Below are 25,212 nucleotides of genomic sequence, written 5' to 3'. Positions count from 1 at the left end.
CAGCATTAGCAAGAGCTTTATTTTGTTTCTCGCTCTACAAACGCTCCGCGTCACGCGCTAGCGGTCGAGAGAAAACCGAACATTCATCGCGCGATATCTGCTCGTTGACAGCAAGCGCCGTGAAAGGCGGGGACCGGCCCTCACCTGGCGCGAGAGATACCCAGGTCCGCCAAGGAACTTAAACCTTCTGAACCGGTTGTCTGGTCACGGCCGTGTGAACCCGGTCTGAGAAAGAGAAGAACCTCAATGAAAAATATAATCCTGGCCGCGGCGCTCCTTGGAGCGTCGGTCCTGACGGCTGCCGCACAGACGGCCCCCGCCCCCTCCAGCGATGCCGGGACGCCGGCGGTCGCGACGCCAGAGACGAAGAACCCGGCTGCACCCGTCGCAGGCGCGAACAGCTTCACCGAGGCGCAGGCCAAGGACCGCATCGAGAAGGCCGGCTTTACCGAAGTCAAGGACCTCAAGAAGGATGACAGTGGCATCTGGATGGCGGCCGGCATGAAGGACGGCAAGGCCGTCATGGTCGCCCTCGACTATCAGGGCAACGTCGTGGCGAAGTAACACCCCTCCTCAAATCCGAAGGATACTTTCATGAAAACCATTACTGGACTTTTCGACGACTACACCGATGCAAGCTCCGCCGTCAGCGCGCTTGAAGCAACCGGCGTTCCATCGAATGACATCAGCATCGTTTCCAACAACGCGGACGAGCGCCATTCCGACAAGCAGTCGGGAGCTGCGACCGGAGCAGAATCCGGCGCGGGCCTCGGGGCCGTTGTCGGCGGCGCGGGCGGTCTTTTAACCGGTCTCGGTATCATGGCGATTCCAGGCGTCGGTCCCGTGGTTGCTGCCGGCTGGCTTGCGGCGACCGCAATTGGCGCCGTTACAGGTGCCGTAGCGGGCGGGGCGGCCGGCGGATTGATCGGGGCGTTAACGGGCTCTGGTGTCTCCGAGGACGACGCCAATTTTTACGCGGAAGGCGTGCGTCGCGGCGGCACCCTGGTCACTGCCAAGGTAGACGATGCTCTTGCGCCCGAAGCCGAAGCAATCCTGAAGCGTTCGAACTGGGTCGATCCGACAGAACGCAAGGCCGTTTACAACGAGCAGGGCTGGACACGTTTCGACGAAACGCTCGACCCGTACGGGCCAGAGGAGATCGAACAGGAACGTGACCGCTACCGTCGCCCTCCGGCGGCCTGATCACAATACATGGCAGCCGTGAGCGTGAGCGGAAATCTGATCCCATACATAAATTATTCCAAAACAAAGGAGCCAATCATGGCCAAGCAAACCAAAACACTCGACGTCCTGTTCCACGATACCTTGAAGGATGTCTATTTCGCCGAGCACAAGATCGTTGCGACGCTCCCGAAGATGCATGAAGCGGCCACGAGCAAGCTGCTTAAAGACGCCTTCATGAAGCACCTCGCCGAGACCAAGGTGCACGTCACCCGTCTCGAAGATGTCTTCAAGATCATCGGAAAGAAACCCGAACAGAAGACCTGCGACGCTATGATGGGCATCGTCAAGGAAGGCGCTGAGATCATGGAAGAGTATGCCGGCGCACCAGCCCTTGACGCCGGCCTTCTTGCCGCAGCCCAGGCGGTCGAACACTACGAGATGTCGCGCTATGGCACCCTGCGCACATGGGCGCTGGAGTTGGGCATGAAAGATGCCGCCAAGCTCCTTCAGACGACGCTCGACGAGGAGCAGGCGACCGACATCGCCCTGACGTCCATTGCGACGAAGGTCGTCAATCAGAATGCCGAGAAGGCTGCCTGACACTGACGCAGCCGCGTGAGGTCCGGTCACCGCTCACCACCGCAGTGACCGGCCAACGCGGAAAGCCAAAAGAAGGAACGCATCAATGACCGAATTTCAGGATATCAGCATCATCGACTTGAACGAGGGCGCATCCGGGGCCTCCGTAGGGCCGCTCACGACAATGGTCCTGCAGCTTTCGGACGTTACGCCCGAGGCCTGGTCAAACGCCTTCAACGAGAGATGGAAAGGCCGCGCACCCGTGATGAGACGAGCCGCAACGGCTTCCGGGAACACGATCACCTCGGCCTGCATGCCCTATGAGCTGCAGAGCCAGATCACGGAACTCAACAAGATTATCGCCGAGACCAATTCTTCCTATCGAGATGGTGTCGAGCAGGCGACAGCCCGACAGGATGCCGATCTCAAGCATTTGAAGGCTACCCTGAAATACGACTAAGGACAGAGGCGCTCGACGCAGGCATTTCTCGTTTGTCGTCCTCACCTCAGCGTCATGCCGCCCATGTCTTATTGAAATGACTTCCCAGCTTCGAAGCTGTAAGATCACAGCTACAGAAGGAGCGATACCATCGATGACATCCAGGTAGACGTCCAGGCGATCGGCCGGATGGCCGAAGTGCCAACGATTCTCGAAGTCATCTGCAAGACGACCGGGATGGGCTTTGCCGCGGTCGCTCGTGTCACTGACGATCGCTGGGTTGCCTGCGCCGTTCTCGACAATGTTGATTTTGGACTGAAAGCTGGCGGCGAGCTGAAGGTAGAGTCTACCATTTGCCACGAGATTTGGCAAAGTCACGAACTCGTTGTCATTGATGACGTCGACGAAAGCCCTCAGTACCGCGTCCACCACACGCCGGCGATCTATGGTCTGAAGAGCTATATCTCCGTCCCAATCATTCGTCGCGACGGCAGCTTTTTCGGAACGCTCTGTGCCATCGACCGAGCACCTCACAAGGTCGACAATCCCGAGACGATTGGCATGTTTCAGCTCTTCGCAAAGCTGATTGCTGCCAATCTGGATAGCAATGCAGATCTCGTTCAGGCGCAGATCGACCTTGCCGAGGAGCGTGAGCTCGCAGTCGTCCGAGAGCAGTTCGTCGCGGTCCTTGGTCATGATCTGCGCAATCCGATCGCTTCCATGATGGCGGGCATCCGACGCTTAGGTAGGACGGCAGAGATGAGTGCGGAAAGCCGCAACGTTGTTGTTCTCATGCAGTCGAGCGCCATTCGCATGCGCGATCTCGTCGACAACGTGCTCGATTTCGCAAGAGCCCGTCTCGGCGACGGACTGAGGCTGGACGTTTTGGCCGAAGCGCCTCTGCGGCCCGTTTTGGAAAATGTTGCCGAGGAGATCCGATCCGTGCATCCAGATCTTGATATACGGACTGATTTCGAACTCGATCGGGACGTCCGCTGCGACCATCCCCGCATATCTCAGCTTCTTTCGAACTTGATCGGCAATGCCGTGACACATGGCGACCGCACAAAGCCGATCGAAATCGGGGCAACGACGACTGGAGGCCACCTGGAACTCTGGGTCGCCAACAGTGGCGAGCCGATATCAGAAAAGGTCAAGCCGACCCTGTTTCGGCCCTTCTTCCGAGGCGAAGTCAGAAGCAGCCAGCAGGGTCTGGGTCTGGGTCTCTACATAGCGAGCGAGATCGCCAGAGTGCACGGCGGAAAACTCTCTGTGCACTCGGACGAATCCGAGACCCGCTTTACGTTGACGATGCCCTTATAGTCTAGCCGGCACTGCTGCCTTGACCGAGGGGCGACCCGCGCACTCAGCCGAACTCTCGGGGCTTGCTTGGTCGTCGGGAAAGTGCGCTTTCAGAGCTTCAAGAACGGTCTCGGCAGAAAAGGGCTTCTGAATAAAACTCGCGTTGCCCCGAAGATCACCCTCTTTCGGTATTCTCGCTCCGGATGCGACGACCACCTCTATGTTCGGCCACCGCTCGACGACCTTCCTGGCCAGTTCAAAACCGTCAAGGTCCCCGCCTGTCTGCACATCCGTGAAGAGCAATTGCAGGGAGCTGTATTTTTCGAGAAACGCGAAAGCTTCGTCGGCCGTTGCGGCTTCTACGACATAATATCCCGCGTCGGAAATGAGGTCAGCGGTATCCATCCGTATCAAGGGTTCGTCGTCTACGACGAGTGCGATAGGTTCCAGAACCGTGTCGAGTTTCTCGCTATCCATGCTCGGTAACACCATCCGCGAGTGCTTGTTCCAAGCTTTTGATATGATTCCGAAAATAACCGCGAGAGAAGGTGAGAATTTGGAAAATAGGGCCCCGCAGTGAGCCTCTTTCTGTCGGTGAAAAGAGGCCAAACCTCGTTCAAAGGAACAATCGCGACCCATGGGTGGTAGGACGGATCGACCCTTGAGCGTCACAACGAAGATGTTCTCATCCCCCTCTCTCCTGGCCGAAACGCCCGGCTATTTTCGATTTCCGCGCCGCGGCCCTTGAAAAACATCCCCACGCCATCCATATGGAATCCAGGAGGATGGATAAAAACATGTCTGACAATGTTTACAAGCTTCGCGACAAATCCGGCGAGTCGGAAAAAATCACAATCAATCTCGGCTATGTCGACCTGGGCCGTATCGACCTTCTCGTGCAGGAAGGCTTCTATTCCAATCGCAGCGATTTCATACGGACAGCGATCCGAAACCAGCTCGCCAGCGAGGGTGAGTCGGTCAAACAATCCATCATCAGACAAACGCTGGAACTTGGCTTGAGGGACTATGCCAAGGCTGATCTGGAAAAGGTGAGGGCCTCTGGAGAAAAACTTGAGATCAGGGTGCTTGGGCTGGCCCGCATTGCCCCGGACGTCACACCCGAACTCGCGCTCGCGACAATCGAATCGATCACCGTGCTCGGCGCCCTTCACGCCAGTGCTGAACTGAAATCGGCTTTGGCCGACCGTATTCGCTAGGCTTTGGCCCGACCACAAGGACATTCGATGAACAATTTCCTCATGGCCATGAGGCGGGCAACGTCACTGACAAAAGCCTCGAATCTCGTCGAGGCGACCCGCGTGATCCAGGATTTACTTGCGGGCCGTCCGATGACCGACCCTCGCGCCCCAACAGAACCCGCTATCGTGAACACTCCGCGAGCGCGTCAAACAAAACCGTTTCAGATCGATCCCAACGCCGAAATCATCGAGCCGGGCAAAGAAGAAACAACTGGGTCGATGGAACGGCCTGACGATGTTGGGTCTCATCGACTGCGAAAGCCGCTTGGCGAGACACTCCGTATCTTGCGCGAAGGACGGGCGGGATCGGGAGAATTCGTCTCAATGCCAAGCACAGGCCTGCCAGGACTTGCGAAACGCAGCGCCTCTCCTGTTGTGGCATCCGGGGCACAATTCCTCACACGAGCCCATGCATGCGCGGCCGGCAGCCGAGGCTACAAACTCTACATACCAGCAACCACACAACGCCAGCCACGTGGACTGGTCGTCATGCTCCACGGGTGCAAACAAAATCCCGACGACTTCGCCACAGGAACCGGCATGAACGCCGTTGCCGAGGCACATGGCCTCCTCGTTGCCTATCCCCATCAGACCGGAACTGACAACGCGTCCTGCTGCTGGAACTGGTTCAGGCCTGCTGATCAGAAGCGCGATGCTGGCGAGCCTTCGATCATCGCAGGAATTACCGCGAAGATCATGGCGGAATTCGACCTCGATTGCAGCCGGGTTTTTGTTGCGGGATTGTCGGCAGGCGGCGCGATGGCCGCGGTCATGAGCGAGACATATCCAGAACTCTATGGCGCCGTGGGCATCCATTCCGGGCTGGCATACGGTTCGGCAAACGACGTCATGTCGGCCTTCTCCGTCATGCGAGGCGATGCGAGTGATTTATCCCACCTCAAACCGCACCACCTATCCACCGGTGACGTTCGCACGATCGTGTTTCAGGGTGGCGCGGACCGCACGGTCCATCCTTCCAATGCCGAGCGGATAGTCGCGATGGCCATTCCGCCGGGCCCAAACGTCACAACTCAAACAGAGACCAACTGCTCTGCCGGTAAGCGCCCCTATACGAGGAAAATTTTCACGAATGCGGAAGGGCAACCAGCACTGGAATACTGGCTTGTCGAGGGCGCCGGGCATGCATGGTCTGGCGGCGATGCGCGCGGATCCTATGCAGACAAGCACGGGCCGAACGCAACTAAAGAGATGGTGCGATTTTTCCTCGAAACTGGCAACGCTTCGTAGGAGCGGGAATTGGTTTCTATGCAATTACCTGGCAATTGCAGGTTAGCGTGACCATTTCCGGACCCCAAGCAGAAAGACGCCCCAATAACCCGGTAAGCGTGGGCTGTCGGCTACAATCTTTCCGAGAGAAATACCGGGCCTCGAAATAGGAAGTTCACAATGGGTTGGAAAACGCCGAAAAACGAAGAGGTGAACGGCTACAAAATTGTTGAAGTCGATGGGCCAATCTTCAAAGTCTTTGAAGGTGATCGTCAGCTCGGCGATGACTCCGCCTACTCCGGCGAAGCGGCTGCGCACGCGAACTCACAACCGAGGCAGAGGCCCTCGACATCCCTACGGTGGCCGCAGCGATATCCGCGGAAAGCTCGAACATCCTGTCGTTCATGTCGCCTATCGCGACCCCAAGGCATATGCAGACTGGGCGGGAATGGAATTGCCAAGCGAGGCCGAATGGGAGTTGGCCGCTCGTGGTGGCCTCGAGGACGCCGAATTCGCCTGGGGCGACGAGTTGAACCCCGAAGGAAAGCTCATGGCCAACACCTGGCAGGGCACGTTTCCCACAATCAGCACAAAGGCTGCGGGTGCCGATAGAACATCGCCTGTCGGGTCGTTCCCGGCGAACGGGTACGGAATCCACGACATGATCGACAATGTTTGGGAATGGACGTCGGACTACTGGTCGACCCGCCATCCCGAGCCTGCGGCGAAATCGTGCTGCATTCCTAAGAATCCTCGTCGCGGGGATCGGGAGGCAAGCTTCGATCCCCGCGAACCGGAAATACGTATTCCACGGAGGGTACTGAACGGTGGATCGCATCTTTGCGCGCCGAACTACTGGCGCTTGCCATCATCCGCCTAGAGGATCCAACCCGGCGTGCATTTCTGGTCCCGGGGCCTAGCGCCAGATATCGTCGATATTTCTGCTTGGCCCAGTTGCTTCCGCTTTTGACGGTGATCGTCGTGCCCGATCCGGCCTTTTCGATCCTAGCGAAGGCGATGTAATTGCCCTCGTAGATATTGAGCATGTCTACCTCGGTCTTCGCTGGAGGGCGGCATCCTCATCTCCTCGGTTCAAAGATCGTTGGAGGTTTCTGCTGCGAAGCTCACACAGACACCTCGATTTCCACACCCATCGATATGAACGCGTCGAAGGCACCGACGAAGCTGCCGGCCACGGGAACGGATTGCGCGATATCACGGGTGACGGCGACGGGGATAAGATTGGCCCCGCCCATGCTACGATTGGTCGGATCAAATGTGATCCATCCAGCGCCTGGGACGAATACCTCGACCCAGGCATGGGTCGAGCCCTGATCCTGCGAACCAAGCAATATTCGATCGGGATTGAACAGGTATCCCGACACGATGCGGGCTCCAAAGCCCAGACAACGAACAGTTTCAACAAACAGCACCGCGAAGTCACGGCATGATCCCCAACCACGTTCCAGCGTTTGGGTCGGCGTCTGTGTGCCTTCCGCCTCGCGGCTTTGATAGGAGATCGATGAAGACACTCCCGCACTTATGTCCTTGAGAAGCGACAGCGTGTCCGTCGAATTGCTTGCGACAAATCCCTGTGCCCACCGCTGAAGTTGCTGGAACGGGTCGGCATACTGCCGAGCCGTCAGCGCGCCGAGATCGGTCCATTCCTCATCCGAATAGCGGAATGGAAAGGTAATGGCGGAGCCTGCAATAGCAAAGACTGGCCATGCGGCAGCTGTGAGGTCGACCAAGGCGACGCTGTCGACGGTCAGGACATCAGTCATTTCGCTGAACACCGCGGTGGCAACCGCGTTGCCGAATACATCGGTCGCCCAACTGATCTGGGCTTGTGGCGTTGTCGAGACTTCATGCGAAAGCAGCCGGAGATCGCAGCCTTCGCGTGGCCTCAGCATCAGGCGGTGAGGCCTAAGCTTAACCGCATAGCGGTAGTGATAGATCGTGCGGTGGTGGATACCAATTTGTGCCATGATTGTTCCGAGTTCTCCGGGCGTCGGCGTGGGAACGATCCGCCGCATCTATCGGACAGGCTCGCAGCTCGTCCATCACTTGCGCTTCGTCACTCCCGTCCGGTGTTAAAGCGCCGGGAAGCCGGTGAATTCTCATCCAATACTTTTGGACTTTGCTCTTCAGCGCTCTGTTGTTCGGCGAAAAGCGACCACGCCGCGATAAACAAGGCGGCGATCAGGGGGCCAATGACGAAGCCATTGATGCCGAACAGGGAGATGCCGCCGACTGTCGAGATCAACACGACGTAGTCGGGCAGCCGCGTTCCCTGGCCGACCAAGGGCGGGCGCCATGTCCTCTGCAAAGACAGAACCCGCTTTTGCGACCTGACGGCCTTGCAGATTCGGGGCACTCTGGTTATATTACCGGTTATAGTCCGGAGAACCAGAATGAGCAAGAGTCCTCAGCGCCGAGCAATCGATAATTACAGGAGCCGCCTGACGGAGCGAGGCATGGCGCGCTTCGAGGTGGTCGGTCGGGATGACGACCGTGAACTGATCCGCTCCGTCGCCAAGCGCCTGGCCGAAGGTGGCGCTGACGCCGATCGGCTGCGCGCGGCAGTCAACCAGACGATCTCGGGCGAGCCACCCAAGAAGGGCGGCATTCTCAAAGCTTTGCTTGCGTCGCCCCTTATCGGCTCCGAACTCGACCTGACCCGTCCCCGCGAGGAAGGACGTAGGGTCGACATCTGATGCGGTATCTTCTCGACACCAACATCATCAGCAACTTCACAAAGCCGGTCCCCTCGGAATCCTTGATCGCTTGGATGGCAGAGCAGGTGGACGACGACCTCTTCATCGCCTCATTCACGGTCGCCGAAGTCCATCGCGGCGTTCTGGAGAAGCAAGCCGGAAAGCGGCGTGACCAACTCGAATCCTGGTTTGCTGGTCCAACAGGGCTGCAGGCGCTCTTTGCCGGGCGGGTGCTGTCCTTTGACGAAAAGGCAGCCCTCGCATGGGGAAGGCTCATGGCAAACGGCAAGGCCAAAGGCCGGCCGCGAAGCGGCCTCGACACCATCATCGCGGCAGTGGCAGAGGCGAATGGCTGCGTCGTCGTCACGGACAACGAGAAGGATTTCGAAGGCATCGAGATCCTCAATCCGCTGCGCAGTGCGCCTAGCCGGGAGGCCGATAGATGACGATAGCACGAACCGTCCGGCCCATTCATTTCGAGGATGCGCCCCGTGGACGTCAGCGACCGTATGAGTCAGCACATAAGGACCATCCTGAATCGCCCGAACGGTCTTGAGCGGGCTGGGCTCACGCGGGAGAGGAGCGATCCAATCCTTCCTGCCCGTACAGCACGGATCGCCCTTGCTGTTAGCTTCGTCGATTTTCCGGTTTTGCGGCATTGTCGGGCGGAGTTGGCAGAGATCGGCTGCTTCGCTTGCGAGGACGCGGTTGGCACCTATGCTTGGCCGGTAGCCACTTTGTGCGACGTTCGGATTAAGGGCGGGCAGCCAAGACGAGGCGGATGAGACCCGCGCGGCGGCTGACACCCATCTTCGCGAAGATCGCAGACAAATGCTTCTTGATGGTGTTCGGCGAAACCCCTAGCGCGCTCGCCATCTCCGCGACGGTGTGAATGTCCAGCGCGGCTTGAAGAACACGCATCTCGGAGGGCGTCAGGCCATAAAGGTTTGCACAGGCCTCGACTCCGGATCTCGGCACGGCCTCCGCGCGGCGCACGAACAATGCTGCGCGCGCCGACCGACCGACCCGCTCGAAGGCGGCTTGCGTTTGCGAATGCGGCACCAGTTGCATCAGAGAGGCGATCCATTCGCCGCCCTGACTGTCGATCAACTTGATCAGCGCAGGGCGGTCTAGAAGAAGTTGCTCCGGCTGCCCACGATCGCCCGACAACACCTCGCGAAGCAGGCGATGGGCGTTTGGGTCGGAGAGTGTTAGGCCGAACGCGTCGTCGCGGACGATGTCGCCCATGGCTAGAAGCGATTGCGCACTCTGGTTAGTCCAGGTCACTCGGCCGCCTGGATCGAGAATGAACACGCCGGCCTCCACCCGGTTCAGCGCCGCTTCCAGCGAGAGAATACGCTTTTCGTGTCTGCCAAATTCGCGGCGAATTAGGGCGGAGCGTTGCAGATGCGGCGCCAGCCTCTTCAGCCTCACCCGCAAGTTCTCGTCCACGAGACCATAGCCATCGCCAGTAATGACGGTGAAAGCCGCGGCGCTGGCCTCGTAGCGTTGAATGTTGAAGATGGCCGCGTCCAGAAAGCCTTGCGGAGCTGCCCATTCACGAAAGAAACGGCTGGCCTGAAACTCTTCTGACGGAACGAGATCACGGCTCGAAAACACGTCTCCCGGTTTGATGAAGATTGACGCTGGGTAAGTGGGATTGAGGGTGACGAATTTCTCACGATACAAGCGGAGGAAATCTGGCGCGATCCCCCAGGAATAGACGGTCTCGCCCATCCCGTTGGTCGCATCACGCCAATAGATGCGAGAAGCGCTGCCGCCAGTATAGTCGCAGATCTTCTGTAGCGTCTCCTGCCAAAGCGTCTCATCGAGAACAGTATCGTAGATCAGGCCGATGATCTCCGATAAGCCGTCCAGCTCCGATGTTGAAGGTTTCATCCAAACGCCCCGACGCGTGACCGACGCTAATCTTGCCGTGAGACGATAACGTGGTGCTGAAATTTTAACAAGCACTACTCGTTCAGGTGATGCAGAGCCGGAATCGGGATGATCTTCTTCTGTTTGTGACGTGTCGATCGTCAAAACAAGAATGCCAAGGAGGGTGCCATTTAAAAGAGCGCATTCTCAGGGAACACCGAGAGGGGTGGGTGTGGATCATTTTATCTCAAGCTTCGTCTTCGGGCTGTCGATCGCTATGCCGTTCGGGCCGGTCAGCATGATGTGCCTCGAGCAGAGTCTCGTGCGAGGGGTGGGACCTGGTTTGGCAAGTGGTGCAGGCGCAGCAACGACCCATGGTCTCTATGCGACCTTGGCGGTATTTGGTGCCCATATCTCGGCCGCACCCTTCGCCGGCTTTCAAACGCAATCTCATGTCTTCTCCGGGATGGTCTTTGTGCTGATAGGTATATGGACGCTATTCCGACACCCTAGTGCCCGGGACAACAAGACACTAACCAAGGGTGAATTTGGTTCATTTTTTGCCGGTGCGGGGTTGGCACTGGCGAACCCTATGACGCTGCTGCCCTATCTCGCCTTCGCCGGCTCCCTCGCGCTGACCGATGAAATCGGCGGACTCTTCCACATCCTGATCGTCTGCGGTGTGGGCCTCGGCACGCTCTCCTGGTACTGGACTATGAGCGGATCAGCGTGGCTCTTGCGCCAGCGCCTCCCGAGCCAGCTTCTCACGCACCTCCACCTCGTAGCGGGGCCGGCCTTAATCGCGATGGGCATCGTGACGGCACTGCGGTAACTCTTGCCGTTTCGATACATGGCATACCGTCCTGCCAGGCATCGCCTTGGGGCTTTTAGAATCCAAACGACTGAACATTATGAAGAGAGGTTGGAACTGGGTGTATTCGGCGACCAGTTTCATGGGTTCGTCGGCGGATTCGAACTCGCCTTTGATAAGAAGCAATCGCCCACCCTCTTTGAGGGTCAGCCCCTCGTAAGTAACCGTTATCAGCCCAGGCAGGATCAGGCCGTCGACGCGGCAGCCAAAGCCATTTCGCTCGACCCAAGCGATCCCGCCGCCTATGAAGCGATGTCCAACGCCATGTCTTTCGCCGCCCGCCCGGGCGAGGCCTTGGCTTTTGCCGAAGCCGCCGACCGCGTCGATCCGGTCTCGAAAAGTCGCAAGCCTGGCGCAGCTCGACAGGATGGATCAGGCGTCGAGCACCGTCGCCCAGCTAAACATCCAGGCACAAGAGATGCATGGCATGGATGCAAACCTCCTGCTTGCCCTCGAAACCTTCCCCTACAAGAACCCCGCCGACAGTAGCAGGCTTCTCAATGCTCTGGCCAAGGCTGGCATCCGGCGATTGCCAGCAAACTTTGACAACAAGGGCGCTGAGCCTTTAACGGATGACGAGATCAGGGGTCTGATCCTCGGACACACCGTCGAAGGCGTCAACCTGCTGGATGGCTCAGTGATCCGGAGGACGACCGGCGCCGACGGTGTCTCCAGCTATGTGTACAAGGGAGAGACCGTGAGCGGCGGCATGGCGACGGTGGAGCAGAACTGCCTCTGCGACTGGTGGCTCACCGGGCGTAATTGTGTCGCAATCCTCAGGGACCCCGCTGACCCGACAGGCGAGCATTATTTCTGGATCGATTCCATGGATCAATGGGGCTTTCACGTCGTGGAGACCTTTTGAAGATTCGGCGACCCGGCTTCCTTGCTTGTTGAGAGCCTCGATCGTTTATTCCGAAGAGCTGCAATCGGCCACATGATCTCCTCGCGGTGGGAAGCATCGAAGGACTGCTGGAAAAAGAGGATTTTGCCGTTGATTTGAGGCGATGTCAGCCCAGTTGGTTCTGCTTTTCTTGCTCTTGAAGGGAATTGAACTCAAAACCCTCAATTATCAGCCGCTGCGTTGGCTCAGACCGTTAATGTGGCGAGCTTTTCTGATCACTGCGCCTTCAGCTCCATCGCGGCGGAGTCCCGATATGATTTTTGGGTGATCTCAGATTAACTTTCCTTGAAGGCGTTTGCTATTAGCTCGCCGCCATGAACCTGAATCCTGTCAGCTACAAACGGCATCGCTTTGCGCCCTCTTTGATCGCCCATGCGGTCTGGCTCTACACCCGATTTCCGCTGAGCTTGCGACTGGTCGAAGAAATGCTGCTGGAGCGCGGCATCGTGGTTTCCTATGAGACGATCCGGTGTTGGGCGAGGAAGTTCGGCCCGGATTATGCGCGCCGCTTGCGGCGGAAGGCGCCAAGCCCAGATGATGTGTGGCATCTGGACGAGGTGGTCGTGACGATCGGCGGACGCAAACACTGGCTCTGGCGCGCCGTCGATCAGGACGGCTACGTTCTCGACGAGATCGACCAGACCCGCCGCAACACCAAGGCTGCCAAGCGTCTGCTAACGCGGTTGGTGAAGAAGCAGGAATGTCTGCCGAAGCGGATCGTCACCGACAAGCTTCGCTCTTATGGCGCAGCACGGCGGCATGTGATGCCCACCGTCGAGCATCGATCACACAAGGGGCTGAACAACCGCGCCGAAAACTCGCATCTTCCTCTGCGGAAACGGGAGCGGATCATGCAGCGATTTCGCTCGCCGGGTTCGCTGCAACGTTTCGTCAGTGTGTTCTCCGCGATCCGAAATCTCTTCGTCGCCGCACGCTCCAACCACTCTGCCATCGCTGTTCATCTGCATCGCCTCACGGCGATGGCACATTGGAAGGCGGTCACCGCGACAGCGGCCTGATCCAACCAGCATGCCGAAAGCTTACTAGATCGAGTTAACCTCCCGACTGCACGCTTGATAATTATCAAACGGACCAGATTGACTGAGAGAGGGCGAACCGTCGGCCGCGAAGGAAATCATTACTAGAAGCCACTTAGTCATCGGTTTTTCGATCCCTGTTCGATTTACTGCTATCGATTGGCGACCCATTGAAGATCATTCGGTCTCAGGTGACGATGATGATCTGCACCTGGTCGCCCGCGGGCAAAGTGCCATCGCGACCAGCTAGTCAATCCGCTTGATGGGCGGTCAGAGAAGCGGTGGTTGATCAGCATCACGGAAGTCGAAATGCATATAGTCTTTCGTGCCGGTCGATGTGCCTAGCCAGCGAAGACCGCCCCCGTCGGCTGCCGCCAGGCCACAAATCACTTCCGCGGGCAGATTAATGAAGCCATGGCGGGCGGTCGTTGCTGCCGTGCCAGTAACTGCCGGCTTCAGGTTCGGCTTTTGGGACATGGTGAAGACCTGCATGGCAAAGACCAGACGATTGGCCATCGCAGCCCGCTTCGAAGCGGCAACCCCGAGCGATGCGATCTTGTCGTTGAGGCCGTTAAGGTCCGGATGTGGTGGTGCCGCCAAAGCCAAAAGCTTGTTGGCATCGGCCGTTGAAATCACCAGCGTCAGAGCCCTCTGGAATCCGGCGCAGACGGCAGTAGCAAGATTGGAAAGGCCTTTGTTTGCTGCAACATAGTCGGCGCTGGCTCTGCAAAGTATGTTCACATCAGGAAGTGAAGCGTCATAGCTGCGGGGTGTTCTAAGCCGCTTGCTCTCGTCACCATAGGGTCTAACTCCGGTCAGGAACTCTACCAGATCGGTCCAGCGCGCAAGCTCGGTTTCAGACATCGCCATGTTGGGGTTGATCGACGGATCGAGATCGATCGCAATCCCAAAAGAATGGAGGCTCGGTTTGCTCGCATCGTTGGCGTTTGGACGGATGTTGAAACCACCAATGTCAGAAACGGCAGCAAGCTTGTCAGCGGCCCCCTTGGCTATGATCAGGGACTGCGCCAATTGCATGCGCTGCGCCATCTTGGCATGAACCTTCATCGAGGCGCCGCCCTGCTGCAATTGTCCCAATACAAACGCACCATAATACGCGTTGATCCGCTGAATGGCCTTCGTCGGGTTGGTCGGCGCACCAACGGCGTTGAGCATCATGCCACGCATGTTTGCCCAGTCTGAGATGCGGCCTTGGCCGATGTTTCGACGTACGAAGTCCGACAGGCTGTTCCATTCAGCAGTCAATGAACTTGGCGCGGCGAGCGCAGTCAGGGAGGAGGCGGGCGCCAGCTTTGACCACGCGTCGTCAAATGCAGCATCGGCGAGTGCACCAATGCCGCCTTTGCTTAGTCCTGCGACCGCGCCAGCGAGGTCGGAAGCCGACAGTCCGGGAATGACAGCCGTCGCTGCGTGATCGTGCTGGGCGTGAAGGTTCTCGAGGACGCGCGGCCACATCCAGGCCAATGTCTCACGGTTCCCGGCGACCAGGCTTGCTGCATCGCCAATGATCTTGCTGGATTCGTCGCTCGACGCTACCGACAGTGCGGCGCCCGACAATTGCAGCGCCACTGACCTGCTGAGCGGCCATTTGGACGGCGGCGGCACTGTGGAAGTTATCGCGGCAAGAGCGTTCGCTTTAAGCTTCGGAACGACGGACTTGGGAACGGCCATGCCGTCGGGCGAATTGGCGAGCCGTTGCGCATAGGCTGCAGCGGCAGCGCCCGAGCCATTGTAAGTGCGCCACGCCACCAAAGCCCAATCCGCCCAAGTGATGTTGTTTTTATACGCGGCCTTGAGGTGATCGAAGAATTCGTTGGCTCCAGCCGCGATGTTGGACCTCCAATCCCAAGCCATTGGCGTTGTCAGCTTTGCCGGATTGGTAAATTGCGAAATGCCGACGCCGAAATCGAATGCGGCGACGGGAAAGTTCTGCGGATCGTCGGGCCAGTCGAAAAGCTTCTTGAACCCGTCTTCTCCGAATTTCGTCTGGGTTTGGCGTTTCGGTTCAAACTGCTTCATATTCGCTTCCCAAGCGAATATGGCATTCAACATGTTTTCGAGCGGGGCGGCATTCCGTCCAGCGACGATTTTTTTCACGTTCGACCGAATATCAGCTTCGGTCGGGTTCGTGCCGGTGATGCGTAGATGAACATAATCCTGCAGCCACGAGCCACTCGGCTTTGCAGCAATCGTAAGCACCGCATGTCCGCCAGCGACACGGTCGTCGAGATTGTCATAGACGAGCCCGGCCGGGATCGCACCATCAGCAAACAATGTAAACGACGCGCTCTCGCACGAGCCACTCCATTCGCTTTGAAGCGGTACGACACGTGACTGGTAATGGTAACTGCCGACATTCTTGAAGCGCGCCAGAACGTGCAATGTTTGGAGACGCCAATAGATCGGCGTCGCCGAGCTTGGCGTGAAGCCCGCGACGTCGCAGTTGACCTTGATTGCCGGCATCCTGGCATCGGCCGAGATCGCCAGGACGTTTCCGTTAAAGTCGACGCCGCGCGGGACGCCGTTTGGCTGGTAGTTCGGCGGATCGAAGCGATCAAAATTGCTCAGTTCCAGGCGGATGCCGTCCTCATTGAGGTGTCGCGCTGGAAGGATGATACCCTTGTCGGCACCAACAAATTTGTCTTCATCGATCACCGGCTTAGCCATCACGTTCCCCCATCGCGCGAAATAGTCTTCTCTGAAACTATTATTCCGAACGCCAACGCAACGTCCCCTCGTTGCCAGTCGGCGATAACTTGATTGGCGAAGTCATCCCCTAGATTTGCCTAGGCAAGCTAGGTACTTGAGCCTTTCAATCCGATCCGGTAGCCAGCCGGGAACTTGTTGACGATGGTTCCCTGGATTAACCCTGCGCCAAAAATCCCCCCGCCCTGTCGTCCAGGAGTGCTGAGTTGGGCATAATTGCGGGCTGCCCGCTTGATACCACCGATTAGCGTGGAACTTCATAGACTGCGGGAGCCCCGTTGTTCGCGCCGTCGGACATGATCAAGACCTTGTAATGATCTGCAGTGGTTTCGAGCACCGTCAACGCTTCGGGCTTGCTGTCGGCCGGGCCGGCTTTTTTGATCTCGCGGCAAAGCTTTGCATCCCCGCCCGGCTTCCAGAAACATATTCCTGCAGGGCCTGACATGTCTTTCTCGGGACCCCAAAGGATCAAAAAGCCCTCCCCTGCCGCAGCAATATCGCGAACACCCTGTCCTTTTCCGAGGTCGACAGAATAGGTTTTGAGTTTAGCTTCTGGATTGTCAAAAGCGTCGGAAACGCTAAGCGATGCGATAAGTGCCTCTCCATGAAGGAGCGGTCCCCGAAATCCCAGAAATAGGGTGTCACCCGAGACAGCGAGACCTTCAATGTTGATGCCGTCCTTGTCCGGAATGTCCCCCTCATGTTTGGAGAGTTCTGGATCGCTATGGATGATCGCCTTGAGATTTGCGGATCGCTCTACTTGGGTCGATGGCTTTTCCTTCGACCCCAAGCCTGCAGCAAGCCCCGTGTCCGCATCAACGCTGACGCGGTAGATGAAGTATCGAGAGGGTTGAAGGTCCCCGCTCTTATTCAGCCCATGTGAGCCGGTCAGGAAATACGCACCGTTTAAAAAAGCGATACCTTCTCCATCAGTCTCGTCGAATTCCTTGGCTTCCTGACCTTCGGTGTATTCCTTGGGCAGAAGAAACAGCTGTTTGCCGGGCACCAACGTGTCGCCCTTGAGGGTGAAGAACCTGGCGTATTTCTTTTCGTCACCGATCAGCAGACAAGACGTGCCTTTCTCGCTTATGAAGGCGCAAGCCGCTCCGCTGATGTTTTCGGCCTCCTTGGCGTCTGTCAGCGGTGGTTGAACCTGGAGAATTTGCGTCGGCGCCAGAGGTTTCTGAGCCGCGTATGACAAGTCGGCTCCTGCTGCGATAACCGCAGCCGCTACCCAGATCGATGCCGAAATGTCGAATTGATGGTGACGTGCCATGGCAATCCCTCCCCCACGAACGATCACACGCGTCAATATTACAATAGATTGAGCAAAAAGATGTCAGCAATTTACACGCTAGGGAGTATTTCTACAATAAGCAGGCCGATATTTCAGTGCAGACGCCCAATATCCAACCTCTTGGCCAGTCTGATTTCGGTGTTGCTGGATCCATCCGGCCTAGGATCTACGTCTCCCAGATCGAAGGAATTTCCTATTCCACACGAGCTCTGGAGAGATCTTGATCTAAACTAGAAGCGGCTTTTTTTGAAGTGTCATGAAGGTCTTGGCCAAAATTTCTGGGACGCCGTATTTGTGGCAATTCCAAAATGCAGTCGAATAGGCGGAAGATTCGGGCGGCGAAGGCGATCTGAAATATTTCTCCTCGCATGACACGCACGGCAACATCGACATCCCGCCGCTTCTGGCCACTACATATTAACGTGTTAACGGAGTTTCCGAAGCGAGAATATTACTCTGTGCCGGATTTAGTATTAAAAATAATTCTTAGTATTGATTAGCTGGCCTCTCCAGATAGTTGTGTTTTCGTTCGTAATGTACTAAACCGAATATCGCTGGAAGAGGAATGTCCATAAATTGACGTATTGACGCGCAATCTTTGGAGTTTGCGCGGTGGAACTTTGTTGTTCAGAGTTATGAATCACTTAAGACGCATCTTGGTACTTTGAAATACTTCAAGCGAGTGGGCGGGCGTCGCTGGAAACTCGACTTTTACGCTCTCCGCGCCAATGCACCCGACCAACGCGCGAAGTGATCACGACCACGCGTACGCATATCCGTGCATTCCATACATGAAATGACGCCAATTTCAGTCCGCTTGCAACATGAGGAGGTTCCTGTGGCAGACGCTCCAACTTTACTGGTCAAAGTGTCCGGTGATGGGGGTCAGTTCATCAAATCGATGCAGCAATCCAAGGGTGTTGCGTCAATGCGGGCAGAACCGATCCTTACGGTTCCAGCAACAGGCACGCCCGGAGCCCCACTTGCCGCCGCACCCGCCGGCCCCTCTACATGGCTGCGCATCAGCCAGGCCGACTCGACGGCCGGAAACCCGTGGGACCAGGCACACGCAATTCTCGATGCGGATCAACCGCTATCGTTTTCAGGGCTTCCTGGCGTAGAGGCAATCGAACCCGACCTTCCGCAACAGTGGCCGGTCGATCGCCAAAAACCAGGAAGCCCTTTCGCGGCCGCAGCCGATCAGGCAACCCTTTGCAATTTTGATGATCAGGACGGCGGCGGTAGGAAGGCGGTCGGTCCCGATGTCGCCTGGAACTTCGGCGACGACTACAGCCAACTCGCGGCTGCCCGGCAGGCTGTTGGCGTCAAGATGAGCAAGATCCTGATCGCTCACCTCGATACAGGCTACGATCCCTCACATCATCTTACCCAGCCGCAGAACCTGAAACTGGAATGGCAGAGAAATTTTGTGTCTGGCGGGGGCAATGCGAATGACGCAGGCGACCATATTCCGGCAAACACAGCGCTCGCCAATCATGGACATGGAACCGGCACGCTCAGCCTGCTTGCCGGCAATAGGCTGAACGGCAATTCTCCTGGCTGGAAGTCCTTCAGTGACTACGTGGGAGGCGCGCCGCTCGCCAATATCCTGCCGGTACGTATCGCCGACTGGGTCGTACGCTTCACGACTGGCACAATCGTTCAGGGTCTCGATTATGCGCGTCAGCGAGATGCGAACGTGCTGTCCATGAGCATGGGCGGGTTTTCGTCACAAGCGCTCGCAGACGCCGTGAACCTGGCCTATGAGGCGGGTCTGGTGCTTGTTACGGCCGCCGGCAACAACTTCGTCAACCTGCCAGTGCCTTCGATTGTTTACCCGGCCCGCTTTCGACGGGTCCTTGCTGCATGCGGCGTGATGGCTGACGGTCGCGCTTATACCAATCTTGCACTTGGGACCATGCAGGGCAACTACGGGCCTGACAGCAAGATGGACACCGCCCTTGGCGCCTATACGCCCAATGTTCCCTGGGCGCAGATCAGCTGCGGTAATGTCGTTGACATGGATGGCGCGGGAACCTCGGCGGCCACGCCTCAGATTGCTGCTGCTGCCGCTCTCTGGCTCGCTGAGCACTGGGACAAGGTGCAGAACTATTCCGAAAGATGGATGCGCGTTGAAGCGGTCAGGCATGCGCTGTTTACAGCTGCAACCAAGACCACGGCCAAAATGGACACCCAACAAACGAGGAAAACCATCGGTCAAGGCATCATGATGGCGGCCGACGCCCTGAAGATCGAACCGCTCTCAGAAGCGGAGCTCAAAAACAGGAAACTTCCGCCGGCATCCTCTACACTCGGCTGGCTGGACGGCCTCTTTGGCGGCGGCGTATCCGTTGCGCCGGATGATGTCGCGACCAAACGACAAAAGATGCTGGCTCTCGAATTGACGCAGCTTTGCCAGCGATCCATTGAAGTGGATTGCGCGATCGACGATCCCGACGTTCCAATCGATCAGATCCCGGTCGATGCGCGTAATCGCTTTCTGGAAGCTGCCCTCGATGCAAAGCCATCGCGCAGGCTCGAAGCCTTCCTCACTTCCCTGCTCGGGCGATCCTCAACGGTTTCAATCGCCGCGAAGCCGGGCTCCAGCGCAACGCCGGTGAAGCGAAAGGCATGGCGACCGCCTGTGCCCAACAGGCGGCTTCGCGTTTTCGCTCTCGATCCGAGCATTGCCCAGTCGCTTGCGTCAGTTGCGGTCAACGAGACGACCCTGTCGATCCCGTGGGACGACGCACCGGAGACGATTGAGCCGCTGCGTCCCGGCCCGGTCGGTGAATATATCGAGGTGGTCGATGTCGACCCCGCCTCCAATCGGTTCTATGAGCCCGTCGACCTCAATTCAAAGATCCTGCTTGCACAGGACGGGTGGTCACCATCTGAAGGCAATCCGCAGTTCCACCAGCAGATGGTCTATGCGGTCGCGATGACAACGATACGCCATTTCGAGCTTGCCCTCGGCAGGCGCGCGCTCTGGTCTCCACGGTTCGCAAAGATCAATGTCGGCGAGGAGAACGAGCGGCAGGAGATGTATGAGGTTCCAAAACTCAGGATCTATCCTCACGCCTTTCGTGGCCAGAATGCTTATTACAGCCCCGAAAAGAAGGCTCTGCTGTTCGGCTATTTTATCGCGAACTCACGCGAGGGCGATTCCACGCCGACGGGATCGATGGTCTTTTCGTGCCTGTCGAGCGACATCATCGCGCATGAGACGACCCATGCCCTCCTGGATGGCCTGCATCGCCGCTTCCAGGAGGCGTCCAACCCCGACGTCCCGGCGTTTCACGAAGCCTTCGCTGACATCGTCGCCCTGTTTCAGCATTTCAACGTAGCGGAGCTCGTCCGCTTCGAGATAGCACGAGCCAAAGGCAAGTTCGAAGCCCTCGAATTGTTGAGCGGCTTGGCAAAACAGTTCGGTGAGGGTGGGAGCAGAGGCGGGCCGCTTCGCGACTATGCGGATAACGGTCAAAAGCAGATGCGTTATGAGGACACGACGGAACCCCACGAACGCGGATCCATCCTCGTCTTCGCCGTCTATGAAGCGTTTCTCAACATCGTCAACCGCCGTGTCAGCGATCTTTTCCGGATTGCGAGCAATGGGACTGGCATACTGCCTGAGGGCGCGCTCCACCCAGATCTTGTCGACAGGCTGACGACGGAAACCTGTAAGACGGCTCAGCAGGTTCTGCGGATGTGCATTCGGGCGCTCGACTATCTTCCACCCGTCGATGTCACGTTTGGCGAGTATTTGAGAGCCTTGATCACTGCCGATGTCGACGTCGTCCCGGAAGATCCGTTCGGCTACCGCACGGCTTTCATGGAGGCATTCCGAAATCGCGGGATCCTACCTCGGAACGTCAGGACAATATCTCAGGAGTCCCTTGTTTGGAATTCTGCCTCCGACAGTCAGCCGGCGTGGCTGTCTGCGCTTCTTACGGGTCTCGATCTAAGTTGGGACCAGGGGGCAGACCGCCGCAAGTTGTTCAAGCAGAACCAGGAGAATTGTTGGGCGGTCTGGAACAGGTTGCATAAGATTTTCGCGGCCGATCCCGATGTCATGCAGGAGTTTGGCTTGGCTACCGACGTCCCACGCTATGAGGAAAATGGCCATATACGCCGTGAGGCAAAGGATGCCACGACGTTTGAGGTCCACAGCATTCGCCCCGCACGGCGGCTCGGCCCGGACGGCACATTCCTGACCGATATCATTGCCGTTGTGACGCAGCGCCAAGCAAAAGCCTTTGACGGGCAGAATGTCGACAACGGTTTCTACTGGTTCCGCGGCGGCGCCACGGTCATCATCGAGCAACGCCCCAACCGGCAGCGCATCCGCTACATCGTCCTGAAAAACAGTGCGAGTGCCTCCCGCGATCAGAGGCAACAGGAGACCGTTCGCGACAACATCGGCTCGCCCTTGAGAAGCCTCTACTTCGGACGAACGGAGGCCGAGCCGTTCGCAATTCTTCATGCCGAACACGAGGTGCTCGACCATGGCTAAGACACCAACACACAAGGCGACTGCGACCGTCGACGGAACAAGGGCAGGTGCACTTGATCCCGTTGCACCCGTCATGACGGTCAGACATTATTGCCAGGGTCTCGGTGACTGCCACCTGATCCGCATTAAACGCGATAAACTCGACGACTTTTTCATGCTGATCGATTGCGGCGTCCATAGTTCCGTCAGCGGCGGCCCCGCAACGATAAACGCGATCGTCTCAGACATTTTGAGCGTCACCAAGAAGATCGACGTGCTTGTCGTGACGCATGAACATGTCGATCATGTTTCCGGCTTTCTCTCAGCCGCCGATAAGTTTGCGCAGTTCGCAGAAATCGGTGAAGTCTGGATGGGCTGGACCGAAAACTCCGCGGATCCGCAAGCAAGACAGCTCGACAAATTCAAGGGGCAAGCGCTTGCCCTGCTCAGCCAAGCCAGTCAACGCCTTTCAGCGGTTGGCGGGAATGACGGATATATGGCGAACGTCCGGGACGGGGTTCAGAGTATCCTTGGGTTCAATTTTGGCGTGAAGGGGGAACGGGTTCGCAGGATGCGCGACGAGGCGGGAAAACTCGCCAAGACACGGCCCCCCGTCTATCTCGAACCCGGCACGCTGCGGCCGACCATCCCCGGTCTGGATGACTTGAGGATCTATGTCCTCGGGCCTCCGCGCGATGCAGCTCTTTTGAAGGTCACCGACCGGCAGTCGGAAATGTATTCACTTGCAAGCGCTTCGGCCGCGCCGATTGCAGCTGCCTTGCAAGGCTCCTTCGCTCTGACCATGGCCGGTGATCAATTCGTCGACGACCCAGCCGCGCCATTCGATTGGAATGTTGGACTTCCTCTCGATAGCCTGATGTCGGCTGAAGCGGATGGCGAGCTCGATCGCGCCGCTGTATCTTTCCTTGCGCAACATTATAGCGGTCAGCTCCCCGCGCCGCCACGGACCAAGCGACAACGAAAGCCGGTGGATACCAATCTAGTGGACCAATCCTGGCGGCGTATCGACCACGACTGGCTTGCCATGAGTTCGACGCTTGCAATGCAGCTTGACGACCAGACCAACAACACCAGCGTCGTCCTCGCCTTCGAGAATACCAAGACAGGGCGCGTTATGTTCTTTGCCGCCGATGCGCAGATTGGAAGCTGGTTGAGCTGGCAAAGCCTAAAATGGGATATCGGAGCAAACTCCGTGACCGGGTCCGATCTTCTGGCGAGAACGGTCTATTACAAGGTGGGCCATCACGGCAGCCAAAACGCAACCGCACAAGCCAAGGGATTGGAGCTGATGACCAGTCCTGATCTGTCGGCATTCATTCCGACGAACCAGAAGGACGCGAAGAAAGTCGGATGGGGCGAGATGCCCTTCCACGGCATCGTCGACGCACTTGAGAAGAAGACGAGCGGTCGAACGGTGCGCGCGGACGACGCATGGTTGGGTACCGGTGCCTTCCCCCCTGCCCTGCAGACCCCCACCGGCTCGTTGCAGGCAGTCCGTTCCGGATCGCCGCTTTGGGTGGAGTTCGACATTGCGTGACGCGTCCTGGAAATCTGCGATGGGAAGAATGAACGTACGATACCTGCGTCATGCTGCGAGTGCCGCGTTCATAGTGGCCGTACTCTATATGGCGGCTATGGCCGACGTCGCATGGGCGGCGGACGAAGCAACGCCGGCACTGGGGTTGTCGAACCTGGTCTATACGGCATCTGCCAAATCGCTCACCATGCTCTTTGTGACCGCCGTTGTTTTGGAGAGCGCATTTGCGGTCATCTTTAACTGGCGCGTCTTTCTCGCCTATTTCGACACAAAGGGCGTGAAGACCATCGTCATGATCGTGATCTCGGCGATCGTCGTATTCTATTTCAAGCTTGACGTATTTGCGAGCCTGATAGCCGCCTTCAGCGTTCCAAATCCGAGCGCTGATGCTGCAGGCGTTGCAGCGAGCCTGCAAAGCCAGGTCAAGGAGACATCCGATACGGTGTCGAAGCTCATAACTGCTCTGGTGCTAGCCGGCGGCAGCAGCGGTGTCCACAACATGATGTACGCTCTCGGCTTCAGGAGCAACCGGGACACGGAAACGACTTCCAAACCCGAACAGAGCGAAGCGTGGGTGTCGGTATCAGTTACCCGCAGGACCGTTGACGGTCCCGTCCTCGTCAGCGTGCAGAAGCTTGACCCGGCGCCAGACGGGATTACACCGCTTGCGCTTGCCGGTTCCGTAAAATTTCGGCGGCCGGCGCTCAAGGAACTCCTGATGCGCAACCTCAACCGGTTTCCGCAGAACGGCGGCTATGTCGTCGAGCCCGAGAAAACCTATCTCATTCAGGCGACAGGCGACAAAAGAGGCGACTCGTCAACTCAACTCACCTCACCGCCGCGCTATTACAAGTTCGCTCCACGTGCGATCGTCGATCTCGACATAGTTCTCTAGCGGCAACAACCAAATGCGACGCACTGACTGCGTAGCGATCGTGGTCCTGTTCGCCGTTCATCAGAGGAACTCGCGCGGGAAAAGATCGATGCCCAACTGAAAACATCTGACAGACCACCCCAATTGCGGATGGGTTACTCCGACATTCTGCGAGAAAAACTTTCCAATGCCGTGGCGTGTCCCGAGATGCTTAAATGTCCTCCACTCCGGCCAGAAGCTGAACACGAAGATGACCTCTCGTTCGAACGGTTGGTTAGTCCTGCGCTGGAGGTTTACCGCTGGCTTTTCCGAATGGTTGGCGAAGCCTGGATGTGGGTCTCCCGGCTGTTAGTGGAGGACGAGCAGGTCTCTGCGATCATCAGCGACCCGTTGGTAGAGATCTATTCTAAGTCGAACTGCATTTTCGAAAGGAGCGCGAATGTGAATTGTTGTTTGGTTTGGTCAAGGATGAAATCGGCCGCGGAATAGGTCGCCGAGCGGCGACCTGGGTGTCGTCGACCGCCTGGGCGCACCCTATCGATCGCCTTTGGCTGCACACTTGCCATCATGATCATCCGAACGCCTCGCCTTCTATCAGGAGGCAGGCTTTGTGCCTTAGGCATTTATGGTTGAGGTTACGGACGATCCCCGGCTGACCGGCATTTTGCCGAAAACAGCTGCCCCGCATACCGCCCGGCCGTATGGCAGGAAGTCATTGAAGGATCGTTCGATCAATATCGAGCACACTGATCGTCGGCTATCATGAAATCTTTCAACGGATTCTTCCGGAGCTGGCGTTACGGACGATCTACGACAGGCCGATCCATGTGACCCAACCTGGAAGCTTTACCCCGCCTATCTGACGG

General features: G+C 57.6%; 20 protein-coding genes and 2 pseudogenes. 16 read left to right on the top strand and 6 right to left on the bottom strand.

Features of this window, described 5'->3' with window-relative positions; all coding sequences use genetic code 11:
- The first annotated feature begins 246 nt into the window (after positions 1 to 246).
- The 5 genes from AC1DUP_RS21690 to AC1DUP_RS21670 all read left to right on the top strand — a co-directional run bounded on the left by AC1DUP_RS21690 (position 247) and on the right by AC1DUP_RS21670 (position 3,526).
- The gene (locus AC1DUP_RS21690) at positions 247 to 564 is read left to right on the top strand and encodes a PepSY domain-containing protein (protein WP_113310446.1); all 318 of its coding nucleotides are present in this window, start codon (positions 247 to 249) and stop codon (positions 562 to 564) included.
- 30 nt (positions 565 to 594) lie between these two features.
- A complete protein-coding gene (locus tag AC1DUP_RS21685; RefSeq protein ID WP_113300487.1) occupies positions 595 to 1,203 on the top strand; it encodes a general stress protein in 609 nt (202 codons plus the stop codon).
- Between the two features lie 78 nt (positions 1,204 to 1,281).
- Entirely contained in the window at positions 1,282 to 1,785 is a 504-nt protein-coding gene (locus tag AC1DUP_RS21680; protein ID WP_477834315.1) for a YciE/YciF ferroxidase family protein, read from the top strand.
- Positions 1,786 to 1,870: 85 nt separating this feature from the next.
- Positions 1,871 to 2,224, top strand: a complete 354-nt coding sequence (locus tag AC1DUP_RS21675; RefSeq protein ID WP_477834313.1) for a hypothetical protein — start codon at positions 1,871 to 1,873, stop codon at positions 2,222 to 2,224.
- A gap of 168 nt (positions 2,225 to 2,392) precedes the next feature.
- Entirely contained in the window at positions 2,393 to 3,526 is a 1,134-nt protein-coding gene (locus AC1DUP_RS21670) for a GAF domain-containing sensor histidine kinase (protein WP_477834311.1), read from the top strand.
- Here AC1DUP_RS21670 and AC1DUP_RS21665 read toward each other — a convergent pair.
- Positions 3,521 to 3,982: a response regulator gene (locus AC1DUP_RS21665; RefSeq protein ID WP_477834309.1), complete on the bottom strand. Its 462-nt coding sequence runs from the start codon at positions 3,980 to 3,982 to the stop codon at positions 3,521 to 3,523. The genes AC1DUP_RS21670 and AC1DUP_RS21665 overlap by 6 nt on opposite strands.
- 320 nt (positions 3,983 to 4,302) lie before the next feature.
- On the opposite strand from AC1DUP_RS21665, the gene AC1DUP_RS21660 reads away from it, so the two are divergent.
- From AC1DUP_RS21660 to AC1DUP_RS21650, 3 genes and pseudogenes are all read left to right on the top strand, one after another.
- The gene (locus tag AC1DUP_RS21660; RefSeq protein ID WP_113310449.1) at positions 4,303 to 4,722 is read left to right on the top strand and encodes a CopG family transcriptional regulator; all 420 of its coding nucleotides are present in this window, start codon (positions 4,303 to 4,305) and stop codon (positions 4,720 to 4,722) included.
- Between the two features lie 27 nt (positions 4,723 to 4,749).
- Positions 4,750 to 6,012 carry an extracellular catalytic domain type 1 short-chain-length polyhydroxyalkanoate depolymerase gene (locus AC1DUP_RS21655; RefSeq protein ID WP_477834307.1) on the top strand — a complete coding sequence of 421 codons (1,263 nt, stop codon included), beginning with the start codon at positions 4,750 to 4,752 and terminating at the stop codon, positions 6,010 to 6,012.
- Positions 6,013 to 6,337: 325 nt separating this feature from the next.
- Positions 6,338 to 6,853, top strand: a pseudogene (locus tag AC1DUP_RS21650) (SUMF1/EgtB/PvdO family nonheme iron enzyme); the annotation flags it as partial.
- 262 nt (positions 6,854 to 7,115) lie between these two features.
- Here the strand turns inward: AC1DUP_RS21650 and AC1DUP_RS21645 are convergent.
- Both AC1DUP_RS21645 and AC1DUP_RS21640 read right to left on the bottom strand, forming a co-directional pair.
- Positions 7,116 to 7,979, bottom strand: coding sequence for a transglutaminase family protein (locus AC1DUP_RS21645; RefSeq protein WP_477834305.1), 864 nt, complete (start codon positions 7,977 to 7,979; stop codon positions 7,116 to 7,118).
- A gap of 89 nt (positions 7,980 to 8,068) precedes the next feature.
- Positions 8,069 to 8,305 (bottom strand): annotated as a pseudogene (locus AC1DUP_RS21640) (AI-2E family transporter); the annotation flags it as partial.
- Positions 8,306 to 8,405: 100 nt separating this feature from the next.
- Between AC1DUP_RS21640 and AC1DUP_RS21635 the strand changes: the two are divergent.
- Both AC1DUP_RS21635 and AC1DUP_RS21630 read left to right on the top strand, forming a co-directional pair.
- Positions 8,406 to 8,708, top strand: coding sequence for a hypothetical protein (locus AC1DUP_RS21635; protein ID WP_113128850.1), 303 nt, complete (start codon positions 8,406 to 8,408; stop codon positions 8,706 to 8,708).
- Positions 8,708 to 9,154: a type II toxin-antitoxin system VapC family toxin gene (locus tag AC1DUP_RS21630; RefSeq protein WP_113310453.1), complete on the top strand. Its 447-nt coding sequence runs from the start codon at positions 8,708 to 8,710 to the stop codon at positions 9,152 to 9,154. Before AC1DUP_RS21635 ends, AC1DUP_RS21630 begins: the two co-directional genes overlap by 1 nt.
- A gap of 307 nt (positions 9,155 to 9,461) precedes the next feature.
- Here the strand turns inward: AC1DUP_RS21630 and AC1DUP_RS21625 are convergent, their stop codons facing one another.
- Positions 9,462 to 10,607 carry a LuxR C-terminal-related transcriptional regulator gene (locus tag AC1DUP_RS21625; protein WP_113300479.1) on the bottom strand — a complete coding sequence of 382 codons (1,146 nt, stop codon included), beginning with the start codon at positions 10,605 to 10,607 and terminating at the stop codon, positions 9,462 to 9,464.
- A 211-nt stretch (positions 10,608 to 10,818) separates the two neighbouring features.
- Between AC1DUP_RS21625 and AC1DUP_RS21620 the strand changes: the two genes are divergently transcribed.
- From AC1DUP_RS21620 to AC1DUP_RS21610, 3 genes are all read left to right on the top strand, one after another.
- Positions 10,819 to 11,418, top strand: a complete 600-nt coding sequence (locus AC1DUP_RS21620) for a LysE family transporter (protein ID WP_162747227.1) — start codon at positions 10,819 to 10,821, stop codon at positions 11,416 to 11,418.
- Positions 11,419 to 11,758: 340 nt separating this feature from the next.
- The gene (locus tag AC1DUP_RS21615) at positions 11,759 to 12,322 is read left to right on the top strand and encodes a hypothetical protein (protein WP_477834302.1); all 564 of its coding nucleotides are present in this window, start codon (positions 11,759 to 11,761) and stop codon (positions 12,320 to 12,322) included.
- A 353-nt stretch (positions 12,323 to 12,675) separates the two neighbouring features.
- Positions 12,676 to 13,380 carry an IS6 family transposase gene (locus AC1DUP_RS21610; protein WP_477834300.1) on the top strand — a complete coding sequence of 235 codons (705 nt, stop codon included), beginning with the start codon at positions 12,676 to 12,678 and terminating at the stop codon, positions 13,378 to 13,380.
- Between the two features lie 288 nt (positions 13,381 to 13,668).
- Here the strand turns inward: AC1DUP_RS21610 and AC1DUP_RS21605 are convergent, their stop codons facing one another.
- Positions 13,669 to 16,086, bottom strand: coding sequence for a hypothetical protein (locus AC1DUP_RS21605; RefSeq protein ID WP_477834298.1), 2,418 nt, complete (start codon positions 16,084 to 16,086; stop codon positions 13,669 to 13,671).
- A gap of 283 nt (positions 16,087 to 16,369) precedes the next feature.
- Positions 16,370 to 17,401, bottom strand: a complete 1,032-nt coding sequence (locus tag AC1DUP_RS21600) for a DUF3616 domain-containing protein (RefSeq protein WP_477834296.1) — start codon at positions 17,399 to 17,401, stop codon at positions 16,370 to 16,372.
- A gap of 859 nt (positions 17,402 to 18,260) precedes the next feature.
- On the opposite strand from AC1DUP_RS21600, the gene AC1DUP_RS21595 reads away from it, so the two are divergent.
- Genes AC1DUP_RS21595 through AC1DUP_RS21585 form a run of 3 tightly spaced genes read left to right on the top strand, consistent with a single transcriptional unit; the run spans position 18,261 to position 24,367 of the window.
- Positions 18,261 to 21,935 (top strand): S8 family serine peptidase, encoded by a 3,675-nt coding sequence (locus AC1DUP_RS21595; protein ID WP_477834294.1) that lies wholly within the window; start codon positions 18,261 to 18,263, stop codon positions 21,933 to 21,935.
- Positions 21,928 to 23,472: an MBL fold metallo-hydrolase gene (locus AC1DUP_RS21590; protein WP_477834292.1), complete on the top strand. Its 1,545-nt coding sequence runs from the start codon at positions 21,928 to 21,930 to the stop codon at positions 23,470 to 23,472. The genes AC1DUP_RS21595 and AC1DUP_RS21590 overlap by 8 nt, the downstream gene beginning before the upstream one ends.
- A 19-nt stretch (positions 23,473 to 23,491) precedes the next feature.
- Positions 23,492 to 24,367, top strand: coding sequence for a hypothetical protein (locus tag AC1DUP_RS21585; RefSeq protein ID WP_477834290.1), 876 nt, complete (start codon positions 23,492 to 23,494; stop codon positions 24,365 to 24,367).
- Positions 24,368 to 25,212 lie beyond the last annotated feature (845 nt).

The organism is Rhizobium sp. 01L419 (genome assembly GCF_056400025.1).
This window is presented reverse-complemented; position numbering and strand designations above follow the sequence as displayed.